General features: G+C 49.5%; 12 protein-coding genes and 1 pseudogene. 6 read left to right on the forward strand and 7 right to left on the reverse strand.

Translation table 11 applies throughout. From position 1 onward, the window contains the following. Nucleotides 1-141 precede the first annotated feature (141 nt). From NDA01_RS29865 to NDA01_RS29880, 4 genes and pseudogenes are all read left to right on the forward strand, one after another. Nucleotides 142-630 (forward strand): annotated as a pseudogene (locus NDA01_RS29865) (ISKra4 family transposase); the annotation flags it as partial. Between the two features lie 654 nt (nucleotides 631-1,284). Next, nucleotides 1,285-1,596 (forward strand): hypothetical protein, encoded by a 312-nt coding sequence (locus NDA01_RS29870; protein ID WP_348230886.1) that lies wholly within the window; start codon nucleotides 1,285-1,287, stop codon nucleotides 1,594-1,596. A gap of 151 nt (nucleotides 1,597-1,747) precedes the next feature. After that, nucleotides 1,748-4,696: a Tn3 family transposase gene (locus NDA01_RS29875; RefSeq protein WP_348230887.1), complete on the forward strand. Its 2,949-nt coding sequence runs from the start codon at nucleotides 1,748-1,750 to the stop codon at nucleotides 4,694-4,696. A 201-nt stretch (nucleotides 4,697-4,897) separates the two neighbouring features. Then, complete coding sequence (locus NDA01_RS29880) at nucleotides 4,898-5,377, forward strand: hypothetical protein (protein WP_348230888.1); 480 nt, start codon at nucleotides 4,898-4,900, stop codon at nucleotides 5,375-5,377. Between the two features lie 100 nt (nucleotides 5,378-5,477). Here the strand turns inward: NDA01_RS29880 and NDA01_RS29885 are convergent, their stop codons facing one another. Continuing rightward, nucleotides 5,478-6,134 (reverse strand): hypothetical protein, encoded by a 657-nt coding sequence (locus tag NDA01_RS29885; RefSeq protein WP_348230889.1) that lies wholly within the window; start codon nucleotides 6,132-6,134, stop codon nucleotides 5,478-5,480. Nucleotides 6,135-6,143: 9 nt separating this feature from the next. Continuing rightward, the gene (locus tag NDA01_RS29890) at nucleotides 6,144-6,860 is read right to left on the reverse strand and encodes a hypothetical protein (RefSeq protein ID WP_348230890.1); all 717 of its coding nucleotides are present in this window, start codon (nucleotides 6,858-6,860) and stop codon (nucleotides 6,144-6,146) included. 164 nt (nucleotides 6,861-7,024) lie between these two features. Here NDA01_RS29890 and NDA01_RS29895 point away from each other — a divergent pair, with 164 nt between their 5' ends. Continuing rightward, nucleotides 7,025-7,231 (forward strand): hypothetical protein, encoded by a 207-nt coding sequence (locus NDA01_RS29895; RefSeq protein WP_190552639.1) that lies wholly within the window; start codon nucleotides 7,025-7,027, stop codon nucleotides 7,229-7,231. Nucleotides 7,232-7,345: 114 nt separating this feature from the next. On the opposite strand, the gene NDA01_RS29900 is transcribed toward NDA01_RS29895, so the two are convergent. Next, nucleotides 7,346-8,020, reverse strand: coding sequence for a hypothetical protein (locus NDA01_RS29900; RefSeq protein ID WP_348230891.1), 675 nt, complete (start codon nucleotides 8,018-8,020; stop codon nucleotides 7,346-7,348). A gap of 89 nt (nucleotides 8,021-8,109) precedes the next feature. Between NDA01_RS29900 and NDA01_RS29905 the strand changes: the two genes are divergently transcribed. Beyond that, nucleotides 8,110-8,262: a hypothetical protein gene (locus tag NDA01_RS29905; RefSeq protein ID WP_348230892.1), complete on the forward strand. Its 153-nt coding sequence runs from the start codon at nucleotides 8,110-8,112 to the stop codon at nucleotides 8,260-8,262. Nucleotides 8,263-8,402: 140 nt separating this feature from the next. Here NDA01_RS29905 and NDA01_RS29910 read toward each other — a convergent pair whose 3' ends face one another. The 4 genes from NDA01_RS29910 to NDA01_RS29925 form a co-directional block, all read right to left on the reverse strand. Beyond that, entirely contained in the window at nucleotides 8,403-8,540 is a 138-nt protein-coding gene (locus tag NDA01_RS29910; protein ID WP_190552642.1) for a hypothetical protein, read from the reverse strand. 119 nt (nucleotides 8,541-8,659) lie between these two features. Beyond that, nucleotides 8,660-9,397, reverse strand: a complete 738-nt coding sequence (locus NDA01_RS29915) for a hypothetical protein (RefSeq protein ID WP_348230893.1) — start codon at nucleotides 9,395-9,397, stop codon at nucleotides 8,660-8,662. A 2-nt stretch (nucleotides 9,398-9,399) separates the two neighbouring features. Then, nucleotides 9,400-9,705, reverse strand: coding sequence for a hypothetical protein (locus tag NDA01_RS29920; protein WP_190552644.1), 306 nt, complete (start codon nucleotides 9,703-9,705; stop codon nucleotides 9,400-9,402). Between the two features lie 630 nt (nucleotides 9,706-10,335). Beyond that, entirely contained in the window at nucleotides 10,336-10,641 is a 306-nt protein-coding gene (locus NDA01_RS29925; RefSeq protein WP_348230894.1) for a hypothetical protein, read from the reverse strand. Nucleotides 10,642-11,449 lie beyond the last annotated feature (808 nt).

Here is an 11,449-nt window from a genome sequence, read left to right on the forward strand (position 1 = left end):
TATGTAGACCCAGGCATGGATGTTTATGAGCAGCAACATCGAGAACGAGTGGTGAAGAATCTCCAGAAAAAAGCGCTGGCACTTGGATTTGACCTACTCCCTCACCCCTCCACTCCAGAGTGTGTTTCTTAGGAGCATGCCAATGAGTCTCTTGTGGAGTGGGTCAATCAACAACTCTTAGAGACTCCTTTGACTTGTTTGGGGGATGGGTATGATAGGATTTGGAACTTGTTTTTCAGAATTGGCAATCAGGGGCAACGCCAAGAGATTTTGGACTGGTTTCACCTCAAAGAAAATTTCTACAAGGTCAATGCAACAAAGCAAGACTTAGCGATGGTTGAAACGTTCCTTTGGCAAGGAAAAGTAGATGACGCCATTGAACGGTTGACTAGCTGGTTGGATGAACAAGCCCAAACCTTCATCAGGTACCTCACCCATCATCAGACTCGAATTGTCAATTACGCTTATTTCCAGGCAGAAGGCATTTCTATCGGTTCAGGAGCGGTTGAATCAACCGTGAAACAGATTGGGGCACGCCTCAAACTCTCTGGAGCACAGTGGAAATCAGACAATGTTCCTCAAGCTCTACTCCATCGTTGTGCTTATCTCAATGGACAGTTCTCAAGCTGAGACTTGCAAGACTGGAATGTACCCGATCAAACTTCTCTTCCTTGACAGTCTCAAGTTGCGATCGCCCTCAAGAGCTATGGTGGGTTGAAAGGTTCTCTCCAAATCCCCAAGCAATGTGTTCTCATTTGCCATTGCGATCGGCTTCTGGACTTATGGTGAGCTGAAAGACCCATTTTTTAGTCCAAGCAAAGCAACATCGAAGCTGTTTCGATTGCTCCTTGGAGCTATGGCGGATTGAAAGGCTAAAGTTCGTCTTGGAGTAGATAAATAAGCACCCTTATCTTGAATTGCTATAGGCAGCTAACTTTCCAGCAAGTAAAACTCATCTTTGAATGGTTAGAAACAGCTTTCCTTATTGAGCTGTTTAAGAAGACTCACATGTTAGGTTAAAGGTCATTTTTGTCGAGTGATTGTGCGCTAGCCTAATCAGTAGGCGAATGATGTAATGGGCGACAGTAATCTGTTAACAACTTTGGGTGACATTAATTTGTTAAAGACGACTTTAATTCGTTAATGATGACAGTAATCTGTTAACGATGACAAATAATTAGTTAATGTACAGTTCAAGACATTATAGCCAAAGGGAGTGTCTTCAAAGACCCACCGTATTCTCTCTACCACACCGCCCGAGAAGCGATCGCTTGGCAGAACTGGATGCGGGAGCGGCAACTGCCGATGACAGGGTCTCCGCTAGAGGTGGTGCAACAAGCAGCCCGATCGCTAAAGTTGAACGCTACGGATGTGGACCAAGCGATCGTCAAAGCCAGCCAGGAGCATTGTGTTCCTAGTGCCAAGTTCATGGACCAAGGGAGTGATGTTTCTTGCTGGATGCGGGTAGCTGAGCTCAATCGCGGGTTGTTCAAGTTGCGCTGTCCCCCGGATATTCAGCTAGAGGCATTAGAGCGGATGTCACAACACCGTGCCCTCAGCCCAGAACTAGGGGGCATTGAAGCGAAGCTGTCATGAGATGCAATTAGCCCAGAACCCTTGCTATGATTGATATCTAGCGTCTGGCTTTTCCAAGGTGTCGGTCTTCTACGCGCTCTGAATGATAAGTTTAGGTTATCTACCCTGCTGACGTTTTACGCTCTCTAAAGCAGTCATTTAGAGGCGTAGCATGAAGCGAAAATGGGAGAACGAGGAGCTGACAGAACATTGGAGTCTTGATAGCCAGGAGCGGGAACTGATTGCTCAAAAGAAGGGAGCCAATCGTTTAGGATTCGCCCTGTTGCTGAAGTTCTTTCAATGGCAGGGGCGGTTTCCAGAAAAGAAGAATGAGATTCCGCGTGTTGTGCAAGAATTTGTCGCCCAACAATTAGGCATTTCTGCAAGCCTTTACCAGGAGTACGATTGGCAAGGACGAGCCAGCCACTATCATCGAGCCGAAATCCGCCAACTGCTTCAGTTTCGTCCTGTTCAGTCGTCGGATTTTGACGCGTTGCGTCAGTGGCTCATTGATGTTGTCTTACCCAAGGAAGTTGATGTCCGGCACATCCAACAACTCCTCTTTGAGGAACTAAAGAACCGTAAGATTGAACCCCCGACCTCTGGACGTCTGACGCGTCTACTCAACTCAGCCAATCATCAGTTTGAAACACAGCTTTGTGCCGCTATCAGCGAGCGTATTGCTGAGTCCTGCCGCAAGGCGCTGGATGATTTGACGGGACCACAAGAAGATTCCTACCTCCTAGACCCTCAAGAGATTCGGCTTAACCAATTGAAGGAGGAGGTTGGGTCTGCCACGGTGAAGAGCCTGGAAGCTGAGCTGTCGAAACTCGAAATTCTGCAAGCGGTGGGACTTCCAAGCGATCTGTTCAAGAACTTGTGCGACAGTATCGTGGAGCGATACCGATTGCGGGTTGAGACGGAGACGTTGACTGAATTAAGACGACACCCTGAGCCGATTCGACATACCCTACTGGCGGCATTTTGCTCCTTACGCTTGCAAGAGGTCATTGACAACATCGTTGAGCTTTTGCTGCAACTGGTGAATCGCCTGGAACGGCGGAGCCGCAAGCGAGTCACCGAAGAAGTGGTGGCTAAAGCGCAAAGTAGCACTGACCACGACAAAATCCTGTATCAGATCGCTCTGGCGGCCCTGGCCGAACCCGAGGGGTTGGTCAAGGATGTGATTTATCCCATTGCTGGTACGGAGATTCTAGAGAAACTGGTGGGCAGTTTGAGCGGGGGAGAAACGTTCCGAGAACGGCTTCATGCTCGCCTGCGCTCTGCCTATAATCACCATTACCGTCGGATGCTGCCCTTGATTCTCAAGGCGTTGGAGTTTCGGTGTGATAGCCCGCAACTGCAACCGGTCATGGAAGCCCTGCAGCTTTTGAAGGATTACGCTGACATCCCCTCTCGCACGCCTTACCCAGCCGATAGAACCGTGCCCATTGAAGGGGTTCTTAGTTCCACCTGGCAATCCATCGCAGTCAGTACTGGAGAAAACGGTGAACCTCAAATTGACCGGGTTGCGTATGAACTGGGCGTGCTCCAAACCGTCCGAGATAAACTGCGCTGCAAGGAGATTTGGGTAGATGGAGCCAAGCGCTACCGCAATCCAGATGAGGATTTACCACAAGACTTTGAGGCCAAGCGAGCGACCTATTATCAGGACTTGCAGCAACCCCTGGAGGTTGAATCCTTCATCACCAAGATTCAGCAGGACATGGTTCAAGCCCTGGAGCAATTTAATGCGGGGTTACCCACTAATTCCAAAGTGGACATTTCCTCGACTCGCGACGGGTGGATTCGCCTGACGCCTCTGGAGGCGCAAGCGGAACCGGAACAGTTGAGAAGGTTGAAGGAAGAACTCAATCGTCGCTGGTCCACGATTCCCTTGCTGGACATCCTCAAAGAAACCGAATTTTGGCTCCAGTTCACGACCCATTTCCGCAGCGCTGCCAGTCGGGAAACCCTTGAGCCAGTTGAGCTACAAAAGCGCTTGCTGTTGTGCCTGTACGCATTGGGAACGAATTTGGGCATCAAACGGATTGCCCCCTCAGATCACGGCGTCGGCTACTTTGATTTGCACTATGTCCGCCGCAAGTTTTTGAGTAAGGCGGCACTCCGGCAAGCGATTACTGATGTGGCAGATGCGATATTCCGTGTCCGCTTGCCTCACATTTGGGGCGATGGTACAACGGCGTGTGCCTCGGACTCCAAGCAGTTTGGCACCTGGGACCAGAACCTGATGACCGAGTGGCACCCACGCTATCAACGACGGGGTATGATGATCTATTGGCATGTGGAAAAGAAGTCCGTCTGCGTTTATTCCCAACTCAAGCGCTGTTCCTCCTCGGAGGTCGCGGCTATGATCCAGGGTGTGCTACGCCACTGTACCCAAATGTCTATCGATAAGAACTACGTCGATACCCATGGTCAAAGTGAAGTTGGCTTTGCCTTTTGCTATCTCCTCGGTTTCCAACTGATGCCACGCATCAAAGGTATTCACCAGCAAAAACTGTATCTGCCGGATAAAGGTCAATCCCAGTCCTATCCCCATCTTCAGGCGATTATCAAACGCCCTATCCGGTGGCGATTGATCCGAGAACAGTATGACATGATGGTCAAGTTTGCCACCGCTCTTAAACAAGGAACGGCTGAGCCAGAGGTGATCTTATCCCGATTCACACGAAATAACGTCAAACACCCAGTCTACCTGGCGTTAGCTGAACTGGGCAGAGCTATCAAAACGATCTTTCTGTGTCGTTATTTGCATGATGAGCGTATGCGTCAGGAGATCCAGGAGGGATTGAATGTCGTCGAAAACTGGAATAGCGCCAATGACTTCATCTTCTATGGCAAGAGCGGGGACTTTACTTCGGCTCCCGTTATGCTGAAGGAAATCTCTATGCTTTGTTTACACCTACTCCAGGTGAGCCTGGTTTACATCAACACCTTACTTCTTCAGCAAATTTTGTCTGAACCGGACTGGATGGGGCAAATGGGTGTGAATGAACTTAGAGCCTTAACACCGTTGATTTATGCCCATGTCAATCCGTATGGTGTCTTTCGGCTCAACATGACAGAACGACTGCAAATCGAATCCCTTACCAGCTAACGTTAATCTTTCCCTCTTCTAATTGACGTTGTTAGCCAGGGCGATCTGACCTTGGCAACCTGCAATGTTCTGGCTCAAGCTCTATAAGCCAAACTTATGAAAAAAACGCAAAAATAGGGGGTTCTTGCCGCTAGTAGGGGCTAATTGCATCTCATGACAGCTTCGCTTCAATGACCCCAACTAGCAGCTCAACGAGATGTTTTGCGACAGCAGAAACAAGCCGCTTCCGCATCTCCTGCCTTCCCTCAGCCGCAAGCTTTTTCAGGGGCAGCAGAACCAGCCCGAGACAGGTCGCAACGCCCTGCTCCAGACGAACATCCAGCCAATGTCCCTCAGATCGAGGTTGAGACAGGAGAGGTAGCGTCTCCTCAGCCACACCTCAATACGCAGTTGGCTCTTATGGGGCGGCAACTGGTGGCTGAGGTGGGAGCCCAACAGGAAGGGCAGCGATCGCTCGATAGCGAGATAGGAAGGGCGCAGTACAAAATCACGCTGAATCTAGCAGACAATACCTTGCGGATTTATGCCCAGGGTCGCGGGACGACTCCAATTTTGATAGATGCTAATGGGATCATTGACCATGCCAATGCTCGTGTTAGGACTGGAGATGTAGCAGCATTCCAAGCTGCGTTGGATTATTTGCAGAGGCAGCGGCTCTCCATCACTGGAGCCGAGCGCTGATTTAGGGGCAAGGTCCCTCGGCTAGGGTGCTTCCAAGATTGCTGGAATGTGAGTAACTACGCCCCAAGCACCTGTTGATACTCGCTGAAGCAGGCCTCGGTTAACTCGCCGAGACCCAAATGCTATCGAGCTGGTAAAAGTTTCCCCGTTGCTCCAGGGCAAACCCTCCGAGTAACAAGGCGAGCCAAATCTGAATCAGAGGCATCTGGAGCGATCGCTGGAGCTCTAGCAATGAAACTTGAGGCTGGGGATGTTGCTGCATCCATTGGGCGATCGCTTGGACCCAGGTGGTGATATCTTCCTCATGGGCCACATCTAAGGCCGATTGCTGACCTTGCTCCGGGTGGATTTGGTTGAGGAACTCCAGCAGATTCGTTGGCGCGACAAGACCCACAACGGTATCAGTTGGTTGAGGAGGCTGTGGTTTGGGTGCTGCGGCTACCCATATCTCATCCAGATTCAACGTCATGGTGTGCCGTAGCACCTCTTGCAGCAAGTCGGTGCTCAAGATAGGTTCACAGGAACTGGAATTATATTGTTCCTCCCAAGCATCGAGGAGTTGCTCGGCTCGGCAGACATAGAGGTCAATCAGCTGAGCCAGCACATCCCCTGCAACCTGTAATTGCTCTGCCTTCGGCAAACTCGGCAAGATGCACTCTAATTCTTTCAACAGCGCTTTCAAGTTGGCCGCAGCGGGGTTAGCGATTGCTTGCTCGATGGCCTGGGTGAGAGGGCGCTGGGAGTGCTGTGCTGGCATATTGATCCACTACACTCGCAAGGGACAGGGTTCAATGGGACACTGGGCCACTGGTACTTCCTTAATGACATCCTCAAATCGAGTCACGCCAAACTGCTGAGCCAGGGAGGCCAGCATTTCCTTGATATACGCACTGACGCGATCGCCCTTGAGGCCCATACAGTGAATTGCGGGTACCACCGCAATCGGTTGATTTCCCTGCCACACTTCGGCAGCGACGGCATGAACGGGAGCGTTGGTCTGTTGGCGGTACAGCACGAGAATGGCAGCAGGTGCGATCGGCACTGGAGGGGGTGCCACTTCCAGAATGGCGGTTGATGGCGTCTCGTTGTGCTTTGAATACTGCTCGTGTGCAGAGCGTTGATGACGCTTACCGTCTCTCACGCTGCGGTATGGGGACGGTTCTAGCTTGATGATTTGAGCTTGTAGTTGATTGAGTTCGCGCTCGAGTTTCTGAATTTGTTCTCCTCGGCGGCAAGCCGCGTCATAGCGAGTAATGTCTCTCACGGGCACATACATGCTCTTTTTACCATTCGGAAGGAGTTTACCTCGGCCCGCTCTTAATCGGGCGTACTTCAAGTCTTGCTTGGCGCTTTGAGAAGCAGTCCCGCCAGCGGCAGAGCGTTCCAGTCGCACACCGATGAGGTAGTCCCCCCCCTGTTTCAGCCCTGCGATCTGAGCTTCTAAAGCTGTGAGGCGTTGTTGCAAGCTTTGAAGGGATGGCATCGCTATTCGTGTTACATTATCTTCTCTGTAAATGTAACACGAATAGCGACTGACGCGGCAAATTCTCAATGCCGCCATTCAGCTGTGAGTCGCTCTAACATCCACGCGGCTCGCCTTTCCACTGAGAGCCCAATGTCGTCTATATTTGTGGAGCGGTTGAGCAAGTGACCAGACTCAACAGAGTAGATGAGGATGGGGAGCGATCGGCAGGAATTTCTGCTACTCCAGCGTCAGGTCAAACAGAGGTTACAGGCTTACTGAGCGCGGCAGCAGGATTAAGGAGAAAAGTGGGAGCGAAATGCCACGCTTCTGAATCCGATTCCCAGCGAAGTGAAGGGCCGCGATTGGGATGTCTGCCCTACGATGAATGACCTTGCTTGACTCAGCACAAGCTGCTGCCTAGCTTCGTTACTATGCGGCAGCAGGCTGATGCTTTCGTCGCCATGCAGGTGCGCTTTGCGGCGACGCAATAGAACTTAAATGGACTAGCGACTAGATTCTGCGACTTTTTGGGAGAGGCTATAGCGGCCTTTAGGACCCCGATACCACTGTCCCTCTTTAGCTCCAGTGGAAAGAATGTTTAACATGCGGTTGCGAGCAATAGTGCGCACGTCTTGAGGGATAGCCTCGACAAAAATCTTATCAACTAGGTCAGGCACACTTAGGATCTCCTCTGGCTGCCGCTGGAACACAGCCGTGATCGCTGTCGGTAGAGAAGTTTGACGGAAGGTAGGTTGCAGGTAATCCTGCCAGTTGTTCGATCGTTTGCCTGGCTTACCTACTTTAGTGCCTTGAGGTGCTTTGCTGCTTTTCGCTGCGGCCCGTGGCTTAGAAGTAGAACGGCTTTGCTTGGGTTTTACCTCCTCTGGCTCTTCAGCAGCGGGAACAGGAGTTGGTGCTGAGGTATCTGAAGCAGCAGCGGTATCCTCTGTAGTGACTTCGGCGGGAGCGGCAGTATCCTCTCCAACTTGGGAGGAAGTCAAAGTGGGAGATGAGGTCGTAAACAGGTCAATCACAGTCTGGAGACTTTGGCGTTTCTCTCGAACTGCTGCGAGTTGTGTGGTGAGTTCTGCTTCTTGGGTGGCGAGGGTGGCATCGGCTTCGAGCAAGTTAGCAAGAATGCTCGGGGAAGCAGGCTGAGACGTAGAAGAATTGACCATAGGGAGGTGCTATATCAGCTATTTTGATTCAAGAGCATCATACAAAGCTCTTGTGTTTTCAGGAAGTCTCGCAAGTGGTAGCCAATAGGATGATTTTTGATTCCGATTTCCAATGGGCGATCGCTCAGCGGTTGATTTCTTACCCCAGTACTTATCAAGTTCTTGTGCAGGAACAAGTGGATCTAAGCGCTGCCCCGCGATTGCTGCGTATTTGTCAGACTTGCTGCCGTTGGCCCCAGTAGAGGATGTTAGTCAGCAAGCAGGCAGAAGCAACCTCTCTTGGGCTTCTGAGCTGAGCGATCGCATCTAGAACGCATCGCTGTTCAGATTACAGGTTGGAGCTAGCCATTGTTTTGTAGATCTCCTGATTGATTAGTGGTGGTTAAAACGGAGCACCTTGGTTGAGTTTGCCTTCTTGAATTACCCGTAGGTACGGTTTTTGCCGAGCTAAATCAGTCAATCCTTTGGCTTTTAGCAAAGTAATTTTGGCATAACGGATCTGAGCAATCGCCTCTTCCACTGACTCCCGGTCTTCTGGATTGGATACCTAGGCAAACTGACGCAATTGGCCGTCTTATCTCATACATCATCGTTGGCCAGCGAGTTAGAGTTTGGAAGTCAATCATAGCGGACTTCTCCTTACTCGGCAGTAAACTGAGCTAGGACTTTTGCGTTCTCAATGCATCGCTGTTCACGGCTCCAATCTTTGGCAAAGGGCAAGGCTTTAGCAGGTGCCTTACCCAACCTGCCAGTACGTGAGTTCATAAAAATCACTTGCCCTTTTCTGGCTCCACAGAGCCAATGGGATGAGTCGGCGGAGTGGAGGTAGGGGGTTAGGACTTCAATCGCTTCTTCCCAGCACAAACCGAATAAATGGAAACGATTGGGATGCTGCTGGCAAAGAGATTTGAGTGTAGCGAGGTTTTCTCGTTTCGCTTTCAAGTTTTCTTTACCCTGCAAGTGCATCCAGGGAACACAACCCCCAATGCCAACCCAGGGTGCTTCGTCTAGGTATTGGTGCAAGATTGAGAGGGGCGCATCCCAGCTCCAGACTGGAACCAGGTTAGGAACGTCCCAGTGCTTAATTTGATTCCACCGGGCTAGAGTCCAGAGCGGTTCAGCAAACAGGTCAGGAGCTGCCATCCAATCGATCGACCGTGATCGGGCAATCTTAAATAGGTATTCCTCAATGTCAACAACTTCGGCTAGTTGGTGGCGAAAGCGTCGGTACTCACCGGAGTCAAGAGCCAATGACCCACCCCAATCTAAAACATGCTTCAAGTCGATCGGATCAACCAAAATGTTGGTAATTCCTGCTTGCTCCAGCATCAACTGCTCATCTTTTGAAGCAACCCCAGAAAAGTAAAATTTGTGCATGACTACCTTTGGTAAAGGGTTGTTTCAATCTGCTTGTTGGCGATATGCAGACCATCGGCAGCAGTGAACTTTATTGGATCTTCTTGATCCAGTAGAAACAGCCAGTTTGTTCCCCATTGCTGGTTCCAGGAGGAGTGGCTATGTTTCCACTTAACGCAATACACTGGGTGGTTCCCAAAGAGGAACAAGATGGTATCTTGTTGAGCTTGAAGCTGACCATAGATACCAATGCGGCCTAGGCCGTTAGCGGGAAGCAGTTTGAGTGGGTTAACTTCCCGGATTGGCATACCAGCGGATAAATAATTCATTGGTTTGATCAAAAAGGAATAGTGGCAAGCGGTATTGCCTACCTTAGTTGGGGTAGGGGATTCGCAACAGATTCACAGGTTTTGTAAGATTTCCAGAGCTGCGATTGTCTGCTGTTGTGCCAACATCAACTGTTGATCGGCTTTTCTGAATTGCCAAATGCGATCACAGAAATGTTGCTGAGCTGGTTTCTTGGTAGGGATCTTGAACAAGGGTTTCTTATCCCGTGTCGTCTTCAACCTCTGGCAGGCAGTTTTCAAGAGTTATATCTGTTCTTCTAAGGTAAGGTTAAGTAACTTCCGGAGCTGGTAACTTCCGGAGCTGTTGAGCCTGAGTAGTCCCTGTTCGCTTGGGCGGAATGAGTTGTAAGACCGTCATACCCTGGCTCATTATCTCTTAGTAGTACTCAAGCAGCCTGCACTATTTCCTACTGCATCTGGCTGAATAAATAAATAGAAGTCTTGCCTTGATTCTCAATAATCAGTAGGAACCCCCTTCCGACCAAACCAGTGTGGCGAATCATTCCACCAGCGATCAGAGCTAGATTATTTAAGTTTTGGTGATCAGGAGTGGGGTCATGAATTTCATTCCAAAATGCAGCTTTGATCTCTGCTAAACCAGGTCTGCAAAGATCATTGCTTTTGCTGAGCTGTTGGGAAAACGGAATGAATCGGTTCAATATGCTTTCTATTTACTTTGTTTGGTTTATGCCAATGGATTTGGTAACGCAGATTGTCCAATTCTTCCTGAATGATTTCATCTAAAAGTGGTGCTTGGATAATCAAACGAGTAATGAGGCAGTTTGCAAGCGTTCTCAGTTCTTCAGAGGTGATTGGAATATTTTGCGAGTCCACGGCTTGCTTCTGGAGGTAGGTCAGCAACCGTTGGGCTTCTCTTAATTTTGGATCGTGCATAGTTTTGCTTGGATTAGTAAACATTACGAAGGAAAAGCATTGATATTTGTTGAATTGATGTGGAAATTTGAATTTAACTACTAGCTGTCTTTGGCAAGTTAAAACAGATCGGTTGGCTGGCAGATAATTGCTAGATAAAGTGTTGTCGCGATCGCTCGATAATCACGCGGGTCAGCAAGGTTCGTAAACTTGTGTTTTACGGTCTCATAGCTAAAGTTGAGTAAGTCCGCGTGATCGTACAGCTTTGCTAGAGGCGTTTGTTTTTTATCTGTTTTCTAGGTTGAAAGAACAGCTTCAGGTAGCTTAGGCAGGGATGACTCCGTAACAGGCTGTACTTCCAATGTAGAATCTCAGAGTATCGGCTTTGCGGGGAAAGCCTGAAGCACAATATTGTGTTTTCTATTCCTGTATTTACTGCTGTCTGCGGGAATGCGTTGTACTTTGCGCCTTCGCTGAGGAGAGCTAATTCTTCAGCTTCGAGATCGAACGACTTCTGAATTTTCTAGCCTCCTACATCTTTGAACAGAACAGACCTCGCATCCCTGCCCTGCTTGATGCTTGTATTAAATTCGACTGCTACCCTAACCGGTGTAATAACTTTTGCCATTAGGAGCAATCTTGCTGGAAGAGTGAAGAGAGCCAGGCTTGCTATCCGATCTCGGCAAGGTACTAGATGGGAGTTTGAGCTTTACCCAAAGTGCATTGGGTAACAGTTTCTGGGTAGTGCTCAAGATGTAATGATAGAAGAGTAAAGTTCATTTTCGAATGCTCTTTGTTTGCTCATGCCTGCTTGTCCCCTCTGTGCCTCCTCCCGAACGGTCAAAAACGGTCA

The organism is Trichocoleus desertorum AS-A10 (assembly GCF_039962155.1).
GTDB lineage: Bacteria > Cyanobacteriota > Cyanobacteriia > FACHB-46 > FACHB-46 > Trichocoleus.